The following is a 19,901-nucleotide window of genomic DNA, read 5'->3' as shown; positions in this document are numbered from 1 at the left end:
TCCCGCCGCATGTCCCCCGTCAAAGAACGGCCGTAGAGGGCAAGGTAATCGGCGCACGGAGCGTGAGAGCAACAGAACCTGCACACCTATGCATCCCTGAAGTCCCTTCCACATCCGTGGCCCCATGATTACCCTCTGTCCCGTGCTGACGATCTCCGCCGGGAGCGATCACCGGTATCTCACCGACCAGGTCGGGCGCGGGGCCGAGCACTACTACCTCAAGGCGATCGAGGTCGCGGGGGAGCCCCCCGGTGTCTGGTTGGGCGCGGGCGCCGCCGCGTTCGGTCTCCGGGGCGAGGTCGACGCCGAGGTCATGGGCAAGCTCTACGGCGACATGGTCGACCCGCGTACCGGCGCCCCGCTGGGCGCGCCGCCGCGCAACTACCGCGATGTGAAGGAACGCCTGGCGGACGCCCTGGCGGCGTTACCGGACACGGCCACTCCCGAGGAGCGGGACGCGGTGGCCGATCGGGTCCGGGCCACCCAGGTGCGGGCCGTGAAGTATCTCGACCTGACCTTCTCCGCGCCCAAGAGCTGGTCGGTCCTGCACGCCGCGTTACAGGCCGAGGGCCGCCACCAGGAGGCCCAGGCGGTCTGGGACGCGTGGATGGAGGGCGTGCGCGCCGGGCTCGAACACCTCCAGGAACACGCCGGTTTCTCCCGGGCCGGACACAACGGCGTGCGCCGCGTGGACGCGCACGAGTGGACCGTGGCCGCCTTTCGCCAGCACACCTCGCGCGACGACGACCCGCAGTTGCACGTGCACTGCGCCGTGCTCAACCGGGTGCGTTCGGTCGAGGTGCACCCCTACACCGGGCAACGCGTCGAGCGGTGGCGAACCCTGGACGGACGGGCCGTGTACGCCGAGCGGCCCGCCGCCGCGGCCGTCGCCGAGCGGGTCGCCGAGGAGGCCCTGACCCGAGCGCTGAACGTGCGCTTCGCCACGCGCCCGGACGGAAAGGCCCGCGAGATCCTCGGCATCCCCGAGGAGGTCCGCGAACAGTTCTCGTCCCGACGCCGGGTGATCTCGGCGAAGGTCGCCGACATGGTGGAGCTGTACCGGCTCGTGCACGGACGCAAGCCTTCGGCGTACGAGCTCACCTGCATGGCCCAGACCGCGACGCTGCACACCCGCGCGCCCAAGAAGAAGCACGCCCCGTCGCGCGAGGAACTGCTCGCGCGCTGGGAGCAGACGGCCACCACGCACCTGCGCGAGTCGCTCGCCGGCATCGCCCGGCGGGTGTTCGACGCCGGGGCCGCCGCCACGGCCGAGCCGTTCGACCCGGACCTGGTGATCGCCAGGGCGATCCGCGAGCTGACCGCGAACCGTCCCACCTTCCGACAGGCCGAACTCGTCGCCGAGCTCAATCGTCAACTCCCGGACCGGTTGGGCGGTCTGACGCATCGTGAGGTGCGGTCCCTGCTGGCCGAGCTGGCCACCCGGGCGCTGTCGCCGCAGTCGCGAACGCCGGGTGGCCCGGCCCTGATCCGCCTCACCCCGCCGGACCCCGTGGCCGCGCCGTCGGCGCTGCTGATGTCCGACGGCGCCTCGCGCTACGCCCGGCCGGAGGCGGTGCTCTACACCACGGTCGAGCACCTGGACGTCGAGGCGCGGATCATCGCGCACGCCGAGCAAGGACGCGCCCGGGCCGTTTCGCGGGCGTCGGTGGATCGATTCCTGGCCGGCGCGACCCTCGGCGCGGACCAGGCCGCCGCGGTCCGGGACCTGGCGACCGCCGGTCGGTTCGTCGACGTGCTGGTCGGCCCGGCCGGGACCGGGAAGTCCTACACCATCGCGGCCCTGTGCGCGCTGTGGGAGGCGAACGGCGGAACGGTCAAGGGTCTGGCGGTCGGTCAGCGGCAGGCCCGGGTGATGGCCGACGAGGGGGTCTCACGGGTCGCGAACGTCCGTAGGTTCCTGAACGCCAACGCCGCGATCGCGGCGGGGGAAATCGTGCCCGACCGGGACCTCTACACCTTCCACGCGGGCGAGTTGGTCATCGTCGACGAGGCCGGCACGTGCGCCACCGCGGACCTGGACAAGATCCTGTCCCTGGCCGCCGAAGCGGGCGCCAAGGTGGTCCTGGCCGGCGACCACGGGCAGACCGCGGAGATCGGCGCGGGTGGCATGTTCGGCCTGCTCGCCCGCGATCTCCCGCACACGCACACCCTCGAGGAGGTGCGCCGCTTCCGGGCCGATTGGGAACGCGCGGCCAGTCTGCGGGTGCGCGAGGGCGACGCCGGGGTCTTCGCCGAGTACGACGCGCGCGGGCGGGCACACGGCGGCTCCGCCGAGGAGATGAAGGAGGCGGCCTACCGGGGCTGGCTGGTGGATCACCTCTCCGGCCTGGACGCGCTGCTCGTGGTCCCCACCCGGGATCTGGCCGCCGAGTTGTCGGGCCGCGCCCGTGCGCAACTGGTGAGTCTGGGACGGGTGGAGGCGGCGGGCGTGCCGCTCGCGGACGGCAACGTGGCGGGGCGCGGCGACCGGGTGCAGCTCCGGCGCAACGATCCCACGCTGACGAGTTCGGGGCGGGGCCACTGGGCCACCAACCGGGACGTCGTGCGCGTGCTGGAGCGGCACGCCGACGGCGGGCTGACGGTGGCCTACGACGACGGGGAGACCCTGCGCGTGCCGGCCGCGTACGTCCGGGATCACGTCGAACTGGGCTACGCGGGAACGGTGCACGCGGTGCAGGGCCGCACGGTCGAGGCCGCGCACGCGCTGGTCGCCGCAGGCATGAGCCGTGAGCAGCTCTACGTCGCGCTCACCCGGGCCCGGGCGGCCAACCACGTCTACCTGGCGGCCGAGGAATCCGACGAGGCGGGCGCGCGGTCCGTGTTCGCCGCGGTGTTGAGCCGCACCGAGGCGCAGCGTTCGGCGACCGAGGCCATCCGCGACGCGTTCACCGAGGCGGACTCGCTGCGGACGTGGGCGCCGGTGTGGAGCGACCTGGTCGAGCAGCGCGTCGCGGCGGACTGTCTGAGCGTGCTGATGGACGAACTCGGCGCGGGCGAAGGCGCGAGCGTCCAGGACGACCCGGCGTTCGGTGCCCTGACCCGATTGGTGCGGCGCGTCGAGGGGGCGGGCCACGACGCCTACGGGTTGTTGCGGACCGCGATACAGGCCCGGGAGTTGGCGGACGCGGACAGCGTCGCCGAGGTGCTGCACTGGCGGCTGGAGCAGGAACTCCAGCTCGCGGACCGCCGGATGCCCACCGGGCACGTGACGCGGAGCGCGGAGGGGCGGGGAGCGGGCTCGGCGACGACACCCGGCACGCGGTCCCCGGGGGAGGGCGCGACCGGCGATACGCGGTCCTCGGGCGCAGGCGCCGCGCCCGGTTCCGCGGGTCACGCCGAACAGGCGACGCGGGCAGGCGACGAACGCCGGGCGCCACGCGCCCGATCGGGCTATCTCGCCCGCACCCCCGCGGCGAACGATTCCGTGGGTGTGTACCTGCGACGGCTCGCGGAGGTGATGGACCAGCGGGTGGACGAACTGGGCCGCGCGGCCGCGCAGTCCCCGCCCGCGTGGGCCCTCGAGCGGCTGGGCGCGGTGCCCGACGATCCCGGTGCCCGCGAGGAGTGGACGCGCCGGGCCGGCCTGGTGTCGAACTACCGGGAGGCGTACGGCTACACCCGGCCGGGCGACGCGATCGGTCCGACCCCGGCCACGGACGCGGTGGACGCCCGGTACGCGTGGGACCGGGCCGCCGAGGCGCTCGGCGTCGAGGCCGGCGCACACCGAGCCGACGGAGCCTCGGAAGCCGAACTGCGCCGATCCCTGGAGCGGTACGAGCGCGAGGAACTCTGGGCCCCGCCGCATGTCGCGGATCGACTCAAGGCGGCGGCGGAGGAGCAGGCGCACTGGCAACAGGAGCGGGTCCAAGCGCTGATGGCATCGTGGACCGCCGGCACCGCGCGGGAGTCGGAGGCGGCGAAGCAATCGGCCGAACTGGCCGCGTGGCGCGCCGCGTCGGCGGAGACTCGGGCCCGGACGCTGGAGACGATCCATGCCGCCCGGCTCGCGTGGTACGCGCACACGGCCGAGGCACGCGAACAGGCTCGGGCGGCCGCCGCGGAACTGGACCGGCGCGAGCGCCGGGCCGACGCGATGCGCGCCGATGGATTCGAGCTGCGGACACCCGGGTCGGCAGGCGCCCGACGTCGACCCGAGGGCGTCGTCGACGGCGGAAGCGGTGGAAGCGGTGGAAACGGTTCAAGCCGCGGAAGCGGCAGGGACGGCGGAAGCGGCAGGGACGGCGGAAGCAGTAGGAACGGCGCCACCGCGGCCACCTGGCACAAGGCCAAGGGCGCCACCGCAGACCCGGCCTCCTCGGGTCCGCCCCGATCCGAGCAGGCCGGCAACGCGCCCACACCGCACCCGCGTTCGGGCAAACCCCGGCCGTCGGAGGAGCCGATCAGCCTGGAGGAGGCATCGGCACGGGCGGCACGCGCCCGAGCGATCATCGAACAACGACGCCAGGCGGGCGCGGGGGTGACCGCCGCCGGCTTCACGCCGGCCGGCGACATCGGCGCCTCTCGCGGCCCCGCCGACGAGAGTTCGGGGGAGGCCGCTCGTACGGTCGATGGCGCCGAGCCCCGACACGAGCCCCCCGCCCGATTCGGTCGCGAATCGGACCGGGGATGACGCCGACGACGGGAGCCGGACCCCGACACTGCGTGCACTCGCCCACCATCCGACGCATCGAAGAGTCCGCACGCCCTTCGCGACCTACACCGCGGGCCCACGCTGCTCCTGCCCGCTCCCACGGGTCGTGTCCATCGTGCTGTTCCGTGAGGGACCGGATTCCGTGGATCGCGCTGTCTCCGAGCGCGCGGTTTGCGCCGAAGAGGACAGCGTCGTCGAAGCCGGAGCCCACCCCGCCGCCGCGATCGACATGGGCAGTGGGCCCTTCGCGTCCGCCGGTTCAACCGGGACTCCCTGGCCGACAGCCCACTTCGCCCACGCCTCACGGACCTTCGGCTTGCGCAATTCGGCTGCCACACCGTCCACGTAGGCGCCCTTGTCCTGATCGGCCATCTTCGCCAGGCCCTCCCACCACGGCCGCACCGCCGCGGCCGGCAGACGCGCATCGCCCAGTGCCGCGTACAACTTGAGGATCTTCGACGCGTCCATGCGGGGGGCGAAGCTGTCCAGGAGGCTGTGCAGTTCGGGCTCGACCGGGCCCGATCGGGCGACCCAGTTGTGCACCTGTTCGGTCCCCGCGTCGCGCTGGACGTCGAGTGATTCCCGGGAGGCTCCGGAAACGGCATGGGTTCGCGCATAGTCGTGGATCGCCAACCAGGCCCCGGCCTTGACCGCATCGCGTGTGGTGGGGGGACGAAGTCGTTCGTCGACCAGGACGGGATTGACGAAGGCGAGCCCGGACCAGTTCATCGGCGCCCGACTTTGGAGACCCTGGACCGGGCGGTCCCGTTCGAGGCCGGCGGCGGTGGTGAGGGGACCGGCCAGGAGGTACTCGTAGGTCTGGACACCTTCGAGAGAGGCGAACGTTTGGGCGCGATCCTCCGGGAGAAATCCGAACGGAGTGCCGGGGCCCTCCGGCATGTCGACCAGATAGCCGCGTTTGGTGCCGGGATGCGGATCGTCCGGTGTGCCGAGGTAGGCCATGTAGGCGCCGGAGAACGTGGTGCGGGGGTACAGGGCGGCCAACAGTTCCTGGATGCTTCCCTTGAAGCCGTTGTCCACGATCGTCACCGCGCTGTCGGGCCGGCCGACCGGGATGCCGGCCGAGCGCAGGTATCGCGTGAGCATCCGCGCCGTCCCCCCGACGTCCGTCGGAGACCCTATAAGGTCGCCGCGAAGGGCCGCGACCTGCGGGTTCTGGGTACCGAGACTGTATTCCGCGTCGCGCAGGGCATCGTCGGCGAGCTGACGGGAAAGCACCACCTCGCTGCAATGGCGTTCGAAGAACCCGGGGTCGAGGCCACGAAGCGCGGCTGCCAACGCATGCCCGTCGCGCCCCAGGAACGCGATCCGATGTGCGGGATTCCGTGCCACGCTTGCCCGGAAATCGTGCGCCATGTGGTCGACGACGGACGTGACGATCGGGCCGAACACGTCGTGGACGGTCCGGTAGGCGGTTTCGACGGCGACCGCTTCCCCGGCCCCGAGCCCGAAGTAGTCGACGATCGCACCGACGCGGGGAAACCTCTGTTCGAGCGGATGCATCAGGACCGCGGTATGGCAACGGCTCGGCGAAGCCACTGGATGAAGGCATCGGTGTGCACGTCGACACCCGTCCAGGGCGTCCGGTCCTGCCCCGGCCACTCGAGGAGGTCGGAGTCCAGAAAGGGCAACTCGATGGCGGCCGACAGCGCGAGCGCGGCGGTGAGACGGAGGGGACTCTTCGCCGTCCGCGCCCACCATCCCTCGGGCACCTCGATCGCGGCGATCCCCACACAGGCAAGCAGGTTCCGTCCGAGCAGGAGGTGCAACGATTCTCCCGGGTGCACGGTGAGTGCCCGGGCGCACAACGATCGCGGAAGGAGCTCGGGCGCCGGGACGCCTGCCGCGGACAACACCGACAGCAGTGCCGCGACGCTCGACGCGTTCGCGGGATCGACCACCTGTGTCACCCGAAGCCGGGTCGCCACGTCGTGGAGACCCTCGCAGACCGATAGCAGCGGAGCCACGTTGTCGGTGCCCACCCAGCGAACACGCCCGTCCACCGCCGATACGGCGTCGACCGCCCGTGCCGTGACCGTGACATCGCGTCGATCGCACGCGGTCAACAGCGCCCGGACCATCGACGCGTACTCCGACTCGACAACGACCGCGATCAGTTCCGGAGCACGGCGTGCGGCGGCCACGACCGCGAGCAGCGAGGCAGGGTCCTCCTCCGGCGCGACGCACAACACCACGGGAGTGCGGCGCAGATCCTCCGGAATCGGCGTCCCTTGCGCGCCGGCACCGATCCCCAGCTCGGGAACGGCCTCGCCGAGCGCGGCCAGAGCTTCCCACTCCGTGCGCAATTCGTCCCAGGACGCGGCGTCGTCACGCTCGCCCATCACGCCCCCCACCCCCCCCGTGAAGCGCCGGCCGGCATCAGCCCGCGACACACCTTGTGCCCGGCACACCAGCCAACTCTACAAGTGGATGATCATGGACGGTGCGGAGTCATGTCCACTCCCACCAGGTCGGCGGACGGCCACCGCAGCGCGACGACGCCGTCGAGGTGACAACCCCCGCCCCCGCCACGACCCGTCGCCGCGCCCCCGCCGACCGGGATCCGCCCCCGCTGCCCGCCGCCCCCACTTTGCCGACCGGTGTGTCAGCGCTCGCGCTTGAATTCGTACACGGTGGCGCGCGCCGCACAGTCACGCGGCGGAATCATCTCGACACGCAGAACCCCCGTGTGTCGGTCGTAGTCGTCGCCCTCGGTCTCGAAGTCGACGGCCGCACCGGGACACGCGCTGAGCAGGGGGAGCGCACCGAGCGAAGTCACGTGTCCGGTCACCGTCTTCCCGTTCAACGCCTTCCTCAGTTCGATCCGAAGGAGTGGCTTGGGCACGGGGAACAGCTTCGCGTCGGAGTCGTCCGAGGCACACAACAGTTGCTTGGCGTCCAGGAACGTGCATCCCTGGATGTCCTTGACCGGACGATCCAGCTCGATCGTCGCGGCGAGCGGCAGCGCGCCTCCGCCGCGCGGCGTGGCCCCATTGAGAATCGGCGTCGGGAAGACCAGCAGCCGGGTCATCGTGTCCCACTCGCCGGAGACGAGCCAACGGCCGTCGGGGGCAACCGCCGCGAACGAGTTGTTCATCGCCTCACCCGGCGCCAACGCATGTACGTACTCGTGTGCGACACCGGAGGGCGTGGTCACCCTGAACATCTTGGACGTCGCGTCCCCGCCGCCCTGATAGGCGTCGAACACATACCCGCGAGAGGAGTCCGGGTCCCCGATGTGCGACCACCCGCGCTCCCGCACAGGCGCGGGAATCGAGGTGTTCCCCGCGTAGTACATGTACGGCTTTGCGCCGGGCGGCCGTACGCCGGCGAGCCCCTGAGCCTGGGACCGAGCGTCGATCTCGTATTGCCCGATCGCCTTCCACCCCTCGATCGCGGACGGGAACGCCGCGCTCGTGCCCTGCGGCGCCTGCTCCGCGTGCGCCGTACCGGTGAGCCCGACCGTCGCACACAGCGCGAGGCAGGCCGCGCCCACCGACAGTCCTCGCCATACCGCTTTCCGACCCCGCACGATCAGCTTCACGTTCACCCAACTCCTCGTCGCGCCCAGGCCGCACCACCAGGTCCGGCCGCCAAGACCATGGCGCAGGAACCATGTCCGGCAGGCGCCGCCCGCCTGAACGATCAAGGAATTTCGAAACCCGAACCCACTCACCGGCTCATGATGCGAACTCCCTTGCGGTCTCGGGTCGAGAGGTCGCGGCGAATCCCGCCACCACCGCGATTCCTCCCCAAGCAGCCCAACTCCCGCCGCGGCGACCACAATTCGCCTCCCAGCCATACCATCGCCGAGAGGGCAGACTGCTATTACCCGTGGAATCCGGCGTTGGGGATCCTGGTACCCCCTGCACCCCACGCGCGAGATATCGCGTGTCGTCGGAAACGAGGAACTTTGCGAACAACCAAGATCGTCCCCGCCCTCTTGGCCGCATTGCTCATGGTGCTCACCCTCGGCGCCACCGCCACCGCTTCCCCCGCCCCATCCGGGGTCTCCCAGGAGAACCCGTCGGCCAACGGTCCCCAGCCGATCATCGGTGGCGGATACGCGCAGAACGCCCCATGGGCGGCCCGCCTGTTCTCCGCCGGCAGGCAGACCTGTACCTCGACCATCATCGCGCCCACCTGGATCCTCACCGCCAGACACTGCGTCAGCGGTGGGCAGTTGACGTTCCGGATCGGCAGCCTCGACCAGAGCTCCGGCGGCACCGTGGCCAACGGCGCCCAGACCTACACCAATCCGTCTGCGGATTTGGCGCTGGTACGCCTGGACCGCTCCGTCTCGGCGACCTACTCCCGACTCGGGCAGCCCGGATCGGTGACGGTGGGTCAGAGCGTCCAGGTCTACGGCTGGGGCGCGACGTCCCGGTGCGGCCAGGAGATCAACTGCCAGTCGCAGTTCCTGAAGGTCGCGAACGTGACGGTCACCGGCGGCTGCCGCGACGCGTACAACGGCTCGGCGATCTGCGCCCGTTACGGCAACGGCATCACCGCGGGCGGCGACTCGGGTGGTCCGATGAACGCGAACGGCATCCAGGTCGGCGTTGCGTCCACCAGCGACCGACAGACCACCACCGCCTACACGAACGTGACCGCGTACCGCTCGTGGATCCAGTCCATCGCGGGCGTCTGACCGACTCGTCGTCCCGCACTCGTTCCGCCCTCGATCCGCCTTCCTCTCGTCCCCGGACCCGTCCCCGCCACCGAACTCCGGGCGGGCGGGCCCGGGGGCGATGGCGTGTGGCCGTCGCACTCACGCCGACGGCCGCACCGCCGGTTATCGGATCGTCACCCGGGGTTCAAGGGGTTCGTCTGTCACGGTTTCGTGGGTGTGTTGTCTCGTCGATTGTGACGCGCGGCGCGGAACTCGAACGGATCTTGGTTTCGTCCCTGAAACCGTCCCGTTGTTCATGCCCGTGTTCGAGAAGAGCCCCCATGTCTGTGCGTCGTCGCCCCTTGATCCTGTCGACCGCTCTCGTCGCCGGTGCCGTCCTGACCCTCGCGGCCTGTGGGTCCGACGGTGAATCCTCGCCCGCGGCTGGTGGTTCGGTGTCGTCCCCGCCGGCCGGGGCACTCGCCGCGCAGCCCGGCTCCCTCACGTCGGGGCAGCCCGCCGCCACGCCGCCCTCGTCCGCATCGGCGTCCTCGCGTCCGAGCGCGCCCGCCGGGAGCACATCCGGCGCGAACGGCAAGCCCGGCGGCGGAGCGGACGACGCCTACGCCTACGCCCACCCGTGCGTCACGCAGAAGTTGTCGATACGCGTGACCCCGCGCCCCGGCGCGACCGGTCAACGGGTGATCGAGGTCCGCAACACCGGTACCACCGCGTGCGGTCTGAGCCACTACCCACTGGTCCACCTCGACACCGCGAAGTCCTCCGATCGCTCCGCGAGCGTCAAGCCGCTGATCCCCGGCGGCCTGGGCGGCGCGCCGGCGTACCCGCTGTCGGCCGGCCAAACGGCCTATGCGGTGATCGACCTCAACCCCGAAGGCGCGAGCACCTCCACCACCCGGGCCGACCAACTCAACGTCCTCGCCGACCCCCAGCACATGGCCAACGCGGACACCCTCAACTTCCCCCTCGGCTCCGCCACCGCGGTCCTCAAGCCCAAACTGGGCCTCTACCGCAGCACGGTCGCAGACGCGGTCACCTCGATGACCACCGCCAACACCCCCGCGACCTCCTGACCCGAACACCCACGCGCCCGGAAGCCGTCACCGCGCCGAAGCCCCGATCGCCGCACGAATCCCGCTCTCGACCCAGCCGCCGAACCACCCCGATACCCGCCCCCGCACACCCGAGAGGACTCGATCGCGGCCACAGCCCCCGCAAACCCACGGCGGCTGTCGCGACCCACCGTGCGGCGAGCCGCGGCCGTTGCCGTGGCCTGCCGCCCAGCGAGCCTCGGCCGTTGTCGCCACGCACCGCACGGCGAGCCTCGGCCGGTGGCGTGGCCCGCCGTGCGGATGGGGCCGGGGTCTGCGCGTGGTACTCCGGGCCGGGTCGCTCCGTCACCAGGGACCCGGTGCCGTCGGGTCGACGGCGCCGGCCCGGGGGAGTGGCGAACCGTCAGCCGTAGACCATGGTCCAGCCGCTGCACTTGTAGTCGCCGGTGAGGCAGACCCGCATCTCGAACCAACGACCGGGGCCGACCTTGACCCGCTCGCTCGTTCCGTATCCGCGCTTGGCGTCCAGGTACCAGTAGCCGACCTGGCCCTGGTTCCGGTAGTGCACGGTCGCCCGGCGACCGTCGGACGCGGTGTCCTTGATGGTGAGGTAGCCGGTGCCCTGGTCGTACGTGGCCCTGGCCCCCCTGGTGGGGTTGGAGATCGACGTCGTCGCGGCGCTCGCGGGCGCGGCGACGGCGGTGGTCACCCCGAGAACCGCGAGGCCGGCCGCAACGCCGATGCCGAGCCTGCTGGTGATGGCGCGCATGAAGCCACCCTTCGTGTCGTGATCGCATGGAGCCGACGGATCCGGAGGACCGACGGCATGCCGACGATCATGAACGGCCGCGCCCGGCCCGGACCACACCCTTCGGGACTCGCGAGGGACTCCTGAGGGACCCCAGCGCGCGAAGCCGTGGCCCGCGGGTCTTCCCCCCGTCGCCCGGCCCGCACCGCCTCGTGCGTCGTACGATCACCACCCGATCCGCCATGAAATCCCGGCCCCGCCTCCTCGATCGATCCCGAACGGCCCGATCACGACGACCCGTTCGCGGGCGCCGTCCGCCGGGCCGTGAGAACGGCGGCCGGACCCGACGAGGGACGGCGCGCCGAGCGCCCACCGTTCGAGCACCGTTCGAAAGATCTTGGAACCCGGACTGGACGGAACAGGCCCCGCGAACGGGATAACGGCGAAGGCATTGCACGCCACCCGCGCGCTCCCGGCGTACGCCCCGGACATCCGCGGGTCGCGTGTATCGATCGTTCGGAAGGATCACCCCAGTGATAGGCACCACCTGGCCCACCGGAGCCGGGAACGTCCGGCCCCTCATAGCCGTGCTCACCTTCGTTTCCCTCGTACGCAACGGAGTTCCCACACCGTGCCCGATCGGCGTCTCCCGACACCGAGGCCGCCCCGGTCACGGCCTCCGTGCCCCGCGCGCCGTGCGCGGGAAAGGCGGCGGACGATGAGTGAATCCCCCGAAAGGATCGACGCCCACTGGTTCGACCCCACCGAGGCGGAGATCCGCGCGCTCGGCCTGGAACCGGTCGACGTCTTCCGATGCCTCGACGGCTTCGACGACCTCGACGTGTTCGCCGGTATCGACCCGGCCGACCCCTTCGCGACGCCGCGCCCGAGAACCGAACCGCCCACCCCCGCCGTCGAGACCATCCATGCGACACCGACCCGGGACGGATCCCTCGACATAGACCTGACGGACCTCTTGCGCAACGACTACCACGCGTTCGCGCAGACCCACCTGCCCACCCTGACCCGCCTCGCCTACCGATCCCTGGGATCCGTGGACGACGCCGTCCGGGCCGTCGAGGACGTCATGGTCGTCGTCGACCGCCGCTGGGACGAACTCCTGCGCGCGCCCGGCCCGCCCGTCGACACCGTCGTCAAGCTCCTGATGGAGCACCTGGACGACCACGCCGCCCGCTGCGCCCGCGTCCGCCACGCCATGGCACCCCACCGCAACGCCGACGAGGGCCCGAGGTTGCCGGTCGAACTGCCCTGGGCCGACGAGTTCGTCGACTTCGCCCGCGCCTACCGTCCCACCCTGACCTCGCTCGCCCGCCGACGCCTGGGCTCGCTGCGCCAGGACGCCGAGGACGTCGTCTCCGAGGTGATGCTCGCCATGTGCGTGCGCTGGAACCTTCTGGTCCAACACCCCAGCCCGCCACAGGCCCTGGCCTATCGCATGCTCAAGGACAAAGCCGTCGACTGGCAGCGCCGGGCCGTGCACCGCCGCGAGATCAGCGTCGACTTCACCGTCTTCCCGACCCCGGCCGGCACCCGCGCCCTCGGCGACCCCGCCACCTTCGTCCCCGACCTGCACGGCGTACACCGCGCGATCTCGCTGATGCCCCCCAAGCGGGCCGCCTGCGCCTGGTTGCACCTGGTCATGCAGATCCCGCCCGCCGAGGTCGCCGACTACCTGGGGATCACCATCTCCACCGTCCGTTCCCACGTGCACGCCGCCCGCCGGGAACTCACCGCCGCGCAGTACGGAACCGTCCCCTACGACCCCGTCCGACCCAATCCTCCCGAGGGAAAGACGACATGAAGCCACTCGACCGCGCACTCCAGGAGCAACGCCGAGCCCTCGACGAGGCGTTCGCCGAGTACGACCCCGCCGCGGCGCTCCGGCGCCTGGCATCGCGCGTCGTGCAGGAACGGCTCGCGGCCGAGCTGATCCGACCGACCCCGCCCCGCACTTCGTCCCCGGGGGAGGCGGGCGTCGACGACAACGTCCGCGGTCGGGCGGCGGTCGAACTGGAGCATCTGTGCCGACTGGTGGTCGCCCGCCCCGACACCACCGGGCTGCTGGCCGACTTCGTCGACCACCGAACCCCGGCCGGGGCCGTGGTGTTCGGATGCCTGCTCTACCTCACCGGCCGGACCGAACCGGCGGCGTTCTGGTGGCGGTTCGGCGCCGGGGCCGAGGACGCGGAGGCGATGCGCTTCCTGGTCCTGCATCACTGCGCCGAGAACGACCGCTACGACGCGGCGTGGTGGAACCGGCACATGCCCGCGGGCCCGCCCGCACCACGACCCGCGCCCGACGGTCCGGGCCCCGACCCGAATCCCGATCCGGACGCCGACACCTACCTCGCGCGCGTGGAACCGGGGATCCGGGGCGTGGAAGACCCCGACTACGGAGAGGTGTGCGTTCCCCACGTATGGCTCAAGTCCCGGGTGCAGACCCCGGCCGACCACCCGCCGCGCCCGACCCCGCGCGCAGCCTGTCCAACGGCCAACCGATCACTGACCGCGGACCGTTGACCGCCGACGGCGGGCCGCTGACGGTCGACCGCTGATCGCGAACGGGGTCGGACGATGCGCACCGGCGCGTCGTCCGACCCCACCCACGGGCCCTTCGGCCGCCGGGAACGGCCGAACCTGCGGCGGGGGTTCGGCGATCGGTGCGTGGCGGTCGACCCAGCGCGTCGGACGTGCCAAAGGCTCCGTCCCGCCCGGCCGGCCGGCACCTCATGCGCAACGCCACGGCACGCCGGACCGCCGCCTCCGGCGCCGGACGCGCCCACCACGACCGCGCCTCGGGTGCCGTACGCCGCTGCGTGCACCGCGGCCGCCCCGGAACGGGGCGTGCGCGGAGACCTCGCACCGGGACGGGTGGGCGGACGAACCGGCTGTTCCAAGGGCGGGGTCGGTGGCGGTAGGGGTGTGGGGGCCTGGGATCCTGGCGCCTCGATGGGCCGTCGGATCATCGGTGACGGAAGGGGACCGGCGATCGAGAATCCATGGGTCAGGTCCGTCCCGTTTCGTCCTCCCGAAACTCCCACCGAGATTCGGGAGAGCCTGCGAAACGCGAGAACCGTCGACGAAATCGAGATGGTCTTCGTCGACGAGGCCTGGATGGCCGGCGTCGGGATCACCGCCAGCCTGGGTGGTGAGTACACACATCCGGAGACGGCTCGTGAGTATGTCGAGGGCCTCCTGCGGTGTATCGAGGATTTTCCCGACGCCGGATTGTACGAGGTCGTGGTGGAGGAAATACCGGAATCATTTAACAATGCCTATGCGTTTGCCGACGACGGACGGATCGTATTCGATAAGCAATGGGCGGGAGTCGATAATCGGGACGTCTTCCTGAAATCTCTGAGCCAGGGTGTCAGGGAGGGATGGAGCGGGCAGGATGTCCCGGCGAATCCGATCTCCGTCGCGACCCACGAGTTCGCACACATTCTACAAGCCGACGCAGAGGCAAAGAAGAACGGCGGCCGCGGCGTGAAGGGAAGCGACATAATTTCCAAGATCGGAAGGAATGCTCGGCGCACGAGAAACAATACGACGACTGTCGAGGCCGGGCGGGTCCTCGGAAAGTACGCGCTCGAATTTCGTAATGGACAGGAGTACGAGTTGGGTGCCCGAGCCTTCGAGGCCGTGCGCCTCAGTGCCGTGCGGCCGCACGAGGTTGCCCTTGATGCCTATGGCGAACTCATGAACGATCTCGATCTCCCGTGGCACGGAAGCGGTGCCGGCCGCCGCTCGAACCTCCGAGAACGGGCCGGCGACTCCGTCCGGGAATGGGGAGGGCGAATCGCCGATCGAACGGGCGCCCGACGTGTCGGGGCCCGTGTCGTGGATTCGTTGCGAAGAGTGAACTGGGCCACTGTGGCCCTCGCCCACAGGTTCCGTAACCTGGCCCGGGTTTTCAAGCCCCGTCCCGCCGTTTCCAACGCCTTCCTCAACGACCCCCGTATGCCCCTACCGGATATTGTTCGCTGGGCCACGCCGGACGCGGTCGCAGGGCAGAAACCCGAAAAGTCGAACCCGATCCGCACCCAGGACCCGGTGATCGGCAGCCGGGGCTTCGTGCCGGCGTCCCGCGTGCTGACGAATCAGCCGGCCGCGGCCGATCGGATTCTGCAAAATTCCATCCCCAGCGCATTCCTGGCACCCGGTGCCGGTGTGCATAAAAGCCTGGAAAAAGGCTGACGACGCGCGGCCCATGGAACCGCGTTCCCGTCGAGCGTGGGCACGTGCGCGAGTCGACTGCCGCCACCGGATCCGCGACGCCGGACCCTCACCGAGATCATCCTCGGCGGAGCCGTCTCCGGAGCCGTCCGTGCCCTCGTCGGTCGGCTCCCGGCCCACCCCGCCGACCACACCCGACACCGGCGCCGGCACCCACGCACCGAGGTCCGGGGCCGCGATCAAGCCCGAAGCCACATCCGTTGGCCGGCAACGGGCGGTCGTCCCCTTAGGGTCGGCGGATGGCGAAGTATTTCGATGTGCACCCCGAGAACCCCCAACAACGCACCATCACCAGCGTGGTCGACCTGATCCGCTCCGGATCGCTCGTCGCGTACCCGACGGATTCCTGTTTCGCACTGGGATGCCAATTGGGCAACCGTGACGGCATCGGTCGGATCCGGACGATCCGCAACCTCGACGACCGGCACCACTTCACCCTGGTGTGCGAGAGCTTCGCCCAACTGGGCCGGTTCGTACACCTGGACAACGACGTGTTCCGTGCCATCAAGGCATCGACGCCCGGTCCCTACACCTTCATCCTCCGCGCCACGTCCGAGGTGCCGAAGCAACTGCTGCACCCGAAGAAGAAGACGGTCGGCGTCCGGATTCCCGATCACGTCGTCACCCGGGCCCTGCTCGCCGAACTCGGTGAGCCGATCCTCTCCAGCACGCTGCTCCTGCCCGGCGAGGACGAACCGCTGACACAGGGCTGGGAGATCAAGGAACGACTCGACCACGTGGTGGACGCCGTGGTGGACTCGGGCGACTGCGGCACCCAGCCGACCACGGTCGTCGACTTCTCCAGCGACGAGGCCGAGATCGTACGCCGAGGAGCGGGCGACACCGCGCGGTTCGAGTAGCGGCCGGCCCTCGGGCGAAGACGCCGGCGCCCGGGTCGAGCCGCCGACCCGGGCCCGAGCGACGCCGGCCGTGCCCCCGTGCCCCCGTGCGCCGCCGTGCGCTCGTGCCCCTGCGCTCCCGCGCATCCGGGGGTGCCGAAGCCGCTGCCCCGGACGTCGATTCGCATCCCGTACGGGACCGCGCGGCCGCTTTGTGCCACGGCAGATTCGGGCCGGCCGCACCCCATGGAAAGCCCGACGAGCAGCGACCAGGATTTCCACGACCGCCACCTTCGGCAGTCGAAGGAAGAACCACGGCGTCATTCACGAGCGTGTGCCACTTATTTCGAATCGGAATTCGAATTCGGCGCCCTCGCCTTCCTGGTCGAAACTCACCCTCGGGAAAACCATGCCTGCGTCATCTTTTCGCCGTCTGATCACCGCATCCGCCGTGCCGGCGCTGGGCGCTTTCGCCCTCGTCGCCCTCTCCGCAAGCCCTTCGACCGCAGCCTCCATCGCCACCTGGGACAAGGTTGCCCAGTGCGAAAGCACCGGAAACTGGTCGATAAACAGCGGCAACGGATATTACGGTGGGCTGCAATTCTCCATGAGCACGTGGCGGGAGTTCGGTGGAGCGCAATACGCGGCCCGCGCCGACCTCGCGACCAAGAAGCAGCAGATCCTGATCGGCGAAAAGGTACTCGCCCGGCAGACGGAGAGGGCTTGGCCCACGTGTGGACCGGCGGCAGGGCTGGGTCGTGACCACGCCGACCCCTACCCGGCCGAACCGCCGGTAGTTCCCGGTATGGCCGAGTTGGCAACGGGTGACTTCAACGGGGACGGCAATTCCGACATTGCCGCCGTTCCGACGTCGGGGAACCTCTCCGTCTACCCGGGCAATGGCGTCGGCTCCTTCGACGCCCCCAGCGCGGCGGGCACCGGCTGGAACACCGTGGGCAACCTGGTCGGCGGTGACTTCAACGGCGACGGAAAGGCGGATCTCGCCGCCGTCGAGAAATCAACCGGGAACCTGTTCATATATACAGGCAACGGAAACGGAACATTCGGCACCCGGATATTCTCCGGTACCGGCTGGAACAACCTCGACCACCTGTCCGCCGGCGACTTCGACAGCGACGGCAAGTCCGACATCGCCGCCGTCGGCAGGGGCGACGGAAACCTGTACATCTACCCCGGCAACGGCGTGGGCTCGTTCGGCACACCGATCTTCGCGGGCACCGGTTGGAACAACCTCGACCAGCTCACCGGCGGCGACTTCAATGGCGACGGGAAGTCCGACATCGCCGCCGTCGGCAAGGGCGACGGCGTCATGTACATCTACCCGGGCAACGGCGCGGGCGCCTTCGACGCCGCCGCATCCGCCGGCACCGGCTGGAACACCATGCGCGACATCGTGGGCGGTGACTTCAACCGCGACGGCCGGAGCGACCTCGACGCGGTCCAGGCCGCGCCCGGCTCCACCGGAACCATGTACTTCTATCCCGGCACCGGCCAGAACACCTTCGGCAACCGCCTCGACATCGGATTCGGCTGGTAGTCACCGCGGTTCGACCCTCCGACGCGGCCCGGACACCGACCGAATCATCGACCGTCCGTGCCGGACCACGTCGGCGTCCCGCCTGTGCCATCAGCACACAATCCATCGAAGTACCAGTCCCGAAACGGAGTTCACCACATGTCGGGTTCTGCCGGCCTGCGCCGTAGCGTTCCGATCCTCGCCTCCCTCTGCGTCGCCGTCGCGGCTTCCGTCGTCGCCGCCGCGCCGCCCTCCCACGCCGCCGTCGTGGGTTTCCAGATGCCGTTCACCTGCGACCAGAGTTGGACCGGGAGCGTACGGACCAATCACAGTCCGCCGTTGGCGATCGACTGGACCCGAGGCGGACCCTCTTCGACCCTGAACCAGCCGGTCACAGCCAGCGCGGGCGGAACCGTCAGTACGGTCGCCGACCGAGGCAACACGAGCTACGGCAAGTACGTGGTCGTCACCCACGCGAACGGCTGGCAGACGCTGTACGCGCACCTCAACAGCTTCGACGTCCAGCAGGGCGACACGGTGGCGGCGGGCAGCCGACTCGGACGAGTCGGCAGCACGGGCAATTCGACCGGTCCCCACCTGCACTACGAGCAGAAGCTCAACGGAACCGTGCAGCAATCGGTCTTCAACGGAGCCAAGTTCGTCGACGGAACCACGCTCACGAGCCGCAACTGTGCTTCGACTCCCGAGCCGCCGCAGCAGGAATTCGGCATGACGAAGATGGTGTCCGGCGACTTCGACGCCAATGGCACCACCGACATCGCCGCGGTGGATGTCTCCACGGGCAAGCTCGGCTTCTACCCCGGCAACGGTGGCGGCGCGTTCGGCACGCCCTCGACGGTGGGCACCGGCTGGGACGGCGTGAGCAACCTGGTCGGCGGCGACTTCAACGGCGATGGAAGGGCGGACATCGCCGGCGTCGGCGGCGACGGCACGCTGTACATCTACCCCGGCAACGGCGTGGGCTCGTTCGGCACACCGATCTTCGCGGGCACCGGTTGGAACAACCTCGACCAGCTCACCGCGGGCGACTTCAATGGCGACGGGAAGTCCGACGTCGCCGCCGTCGGCAAGGGTGACGGAAATCTGTACGTCTACCCGGGCAACGGCGTGGGCTCGTTCAGTACACCGATCTTCGCGGGCACCGGTTGGAACAACCTGGATCAACTCTCCGGCGGTGACTTCAACGGTGACGGGAAGTCCGACATCGCCGCCGTCGGCAAGGGCGACGGCGTCATGTACATCTACCCGGGCAACGGCGTGGGCGCCTTCGACGCCGCCGCACCCGCGGGGTCCGGGTGGAGCATCATGAGGACCATCGTCAGCGGGGACTTCAACGGCGACGGCAGGACGGACCTCGACGCGGTCCAGGCGCCACAGGGTGCGACCGGCGACATGTACCTCTACCCGGGCACCGGGCAGAACACCTTCGGCAGCCGTATCGGCGTCGGAACCGGCTGGTAGGCGCGGATGACGAGCACGGTCGCCGGCCGGGCCACCGGTCGAGGCCTCGGCGCGCGGTAGCGTCGCAGTTCTTCCGCTCCCCACACGACACCCACGGCCGACGACGACGGAATCCCCGTCGTCGTCGGCCGTTCGGTGTTTCCGGTTTTCCGCGGTGGTTCCCCTCCCGTACGGAACTCCGCGTCGTGTCGGGTGAGTTGCCTCGTCGTCCTGTTGCCGCGTCGTCCACCCGCCCGGCCGGGGATCGAGCCCGCTCGATCCGTGCAGCGGGAACGGCGATCGGGCCGCCCGACTCCGCCGGCAGTCGGTCAGGCGGACGGACGGAGGCGATCTCCCGCCGGCCGACCGTGGTGGTCCTGCCATCTGCCGACCGCGGCGGTCCCGCCATGAAGGAGGGCCGCACATACACCCGTTACGGGCGGCGTGCCCGCCGACGGGACCGGACGACGGGCGCCGGCTCGCCGAACGGGCCGTCCCCGAGGATCGGGGACCGCACCGATCCTTCCGCGGGCTCGACCTGGAGACGTCGAAGCCGCGTCGACGCCGTGCTGGGATGTGGGCGTGCCGAAGGGCGGGGGTGGTGTTCCCCCGCCCTTCGGCGTGTGTGTGGTGTATGTGCCGCACCGTGTCGTGGCCGGTGGCCGGTGGCCGGTGTTGCGG

At 70.5% G+C, this 19,901-nt stretch carries 13 protein-coding genes; 9 read left to right on the top strand and 4 right to left on the bottom strand.

The genetic code is table 11. From position 1 onward, the window contains the following. Positions 1-142 precede the first annotated feature (142 nt). On the top strand, positions 143-4,651 hold the full coding sequence (gene mobF / locus ACWCPW_RS30645) for a MobF family relaxase (RefSeq protein ID WP_449764804.1): 4,509 nt from the start codon (positions 143-145) through the stop codon (positions 4,649-4,651). 84 nt (positions 4,652-4,735) lie between these two features. Here the strand turns inward: mobF and ACWCPW_RS30640 are convergent, their stop codons facing one another. The 3 genes from ACWCPW_RS30640 to ACWCPW_RS30630 all read right to left on the bottom strand — a co-directional run bounded on the left by ACWCPW_RS30640 (position 4,736) and on the right by ACWCPW_RS30630 (position 8,243). Continuing rightward, positions 4,736-6,196, bottom strand: a complete 1,461-nt coding sequence (locus ACWCPW_RS30640) for a hypothetical protein (protein ID WP_449764803.1) — start codon at positions 6,194-6,196, stop codon at positions 4,736-4,738. Further along, positions 6,196-7,035: a hypothetical protein gene (locus ACWCPW_RS30635; RefSeq protein ID WP_449764802.1), complete on the bottom strand. Its 840-nt coding sequence runs from the start codon at positions 7,033-7,035 to the stop codon at positions 6,196-6,198. Before ACWCPW_RS30635 ends, ACWCPW_RS30640 begins: the two co-directional genes overlap by 1 nt. A gap of 263 nt (positions 7,036-7,298) precedes the next feature. Further along, positions 7,299-8,243 (bottom strand): hypothetical protein, encoded by a 945-nt coding sequence (locus ACWCPW_RS30630; RefSeq protein WP_449764801.1) that lies wholly within the window; start codon positions 8,241-8,243, stop codon positions 7,299-7,301. Between the two features lie 408 nt (positions 8,244-8,651). Here ACWCPW_RS30630 and ACWCPW_RS30625 point away from each other — a divergent pair, with 408 nt between their 5' ends. Both ACWCPW_RS30625 and ACWCPW_RS30620 read left to right on the top strand, forming a co-directional pair. Continuing rightward, positions 8,652-9,344, top strand: coding sequence for a S1 family peptidase (locus ACWCPW_RS30625; RefSeq protein ID WP_449764888.1), 693 nt, complete (start codon positions 8,652-8,654; stop codon positions 9,342-9,344). Positions 9,345-9,646: 302 nt separating this feature from the next. Continuing rightward, a complete protein-coding gene (locus ACWCPW_RS30620; protein WP_449764800.1) occupies positions 9,647-10,399 on the top strand; it encodes a DUF4232 domain-containing protein in 753 nt (250 codons plus the stop codon). 382 nt (positions 10,400-10,781) lie between these two features. On the opposite strand, the gene ACWCPW_RS30615 is transcribed toward ACWCPW_RS30620, so the two are convergent. Then, on the bottom strand, positions 10,782-11,147 hold the full coding sequence (locus tag ACWCPW_RS30615) for a hypothetical protein (protein ID WP_449764799.1): 366 nt from the start codon (positions 11,145-11,147) through the stop codon (positions 10,782-10,784). A gap of 697 nt (positions 11,148-11,844) precedes the next feature. Here ACWCPW_RS30615 and ACWCPW_RS30610 point away from each other — a divergent pair. The 6 genes from ACWCPW_RS30610 (at position 11,845) to ACWCPW_RS30585 (ending at position 19,241) form a co-directional block, all read left to right on the top strand. Continuing rightward, positions 11,845-12,948, top strand: coding sequence for an RNA polymerase sigma factor (locus ACWCPW_RS30610; RefSeq protein WP_449764798.1), 1,104 nt, complete (start codon positions 11,845-11,847; stop codon positions 12,946-12,948). Then, a complete protein-coding gene (locus ACWCPW_RS30605) occupies positions 12,945-13,667 on the top strand; it encodes a hypothetical protein (RefSeq protein WP_449764797.1) in 723 nt (240 codons plus the stop codon). Before ACWCPW_RS30610 ends, ACWCPW_RS30605 begins: the two co-directional genes overlap by 4 nt. 570 nt (positions 13,668-14,237) lie before the next feature. Then, positions 14,238-15,344: a hypothetical protein gene (locus tag ACWCPW_RS30600; RefSeq protein WP_449764796.1), complete on the top strand. Its 1,107-nt coding sequence runs from the start codon at positions 14,238-14,240 to the stop codon at positions 15,342-15,344. 278 nt (positions 15,345-15,622) lie between these two features. Further along, entirely contained in the window at positions 15,623-16,243 is a 621-nt protein-coding gene (locus tag ACWCPW_RS30595) for an L-threonylcarbamoyladenylate synthase (RefSeq protein WP_449764795.1), read from the top strand. A gap of 193 nt (positions 16,244-16,436) precedes the next feature. Beyond that, entirely contained in the window at positions 16,437-17,780 is a 1,344-nt protein-coding gene (locus ACWCPW_RS30590) for an FG-GAP-like repeat-containing protein (protein ID WP_449764794.1), read from the top strand. A gap of 138 nt (positions 17,781-17,918) precedes the next feature. Beyond that, positions 17,919-19,241, top strand: a complete 1,323-nt coding sequence (locus ACWCPW_RS30585) for an FG-GAP-like repeat-containing protein (protein ID WP_449764793.1) — start codon at positions 17,919-17,921, stop codon at positions 19,239-19,241. Positions 19,242-19,901 lie beyond the last annotated feature (660 nt).

This window comes from Embleya sp. NPDC001921 (assembly GCF_053594475.1).
The sequence above is the reverse complement of the archived record's forward strand: the minus strand, read 5'-3'. Positions and strand labels throughout refer to the sequence as shown.

Excerpts from the sequence above, each read along its gene's own strand:
- ACWCPW_RS30615 (WP_449764799.1), bottom strand. The coding sequence starts at position 11,147 with ATGCGCGCCATCACCAGCAGGCTCGGCATCGGCGTTGCGGCCGGCCTC.
- ACWCPW_RS30625 (WP_449764888.1), top strand. The coding sequence starts at position 8,652 with ATGGTGCTCACCCTCGGCGCCACCGCCACCGCTTCCCCCGCCCCATCC.
- ACWCPW_RS30635 (WP_449764802.1), bottom strand. The coding sequence starts at position 7,035 with ATGGGCGAGCGTGACGACGCCGCGTCCTGGGACGAATTGCGCACGGAG.
- ACWCPW_RS30610 (WP_449764798.1), top strand. The coding sequence starts at position 11,845 with ATGAGTGAATCCCCCGAAAGGATCGACGCCCACTGGTTCGACCCCACC.
- ACWCPW_RS30640 (WP_449764803.1), bottom strand. The coding sequence starts at position 6,196 with ATGCATCCGCTCGAACAGAGGTTTCCCCGCGTCGGTGCGATCGTCGAC.
- ACWCPW_RS30600 (WP_449764796.1), top strand. The coding sequence starts at position 14,238 with ATGGTCTTCGTCGACGAGGCCTGGATGGCCGGCGTCGGGATCACCGCC.
- ACWCPW_RS30585 (WP_449764793.1), top strand. The coding sequence starts at position 17,919 with ATGTCGGGTTCTGCCGGCCTGCGCCGTAGCGTTCCGATCCTCGCCTCC.
- ACWCPW_RS30605 (WP_449764797.1), top strand. The coding sequence starts at position 12,945 with ATGAAGCCACTCGACCGCGCACTCCAGGAGCAACGCCGAGCCCTCGAC.
- ACWCPW_RS30620 (WP_449764800.1), top strand. The coding sequence starts at position 9,647 with ATGTCTGTGCGTCGTCGCCCCTTGATCCTGTCGACCGCTCTCGTCGCC.
- ACWCPW_RS30595 (WP_449764795.1), top strand. The coding sequence starts at position 15,623 with ATGGCGAAGTATTTCGATGTGCACCCCGAGAACCCCCAACAACGCACC.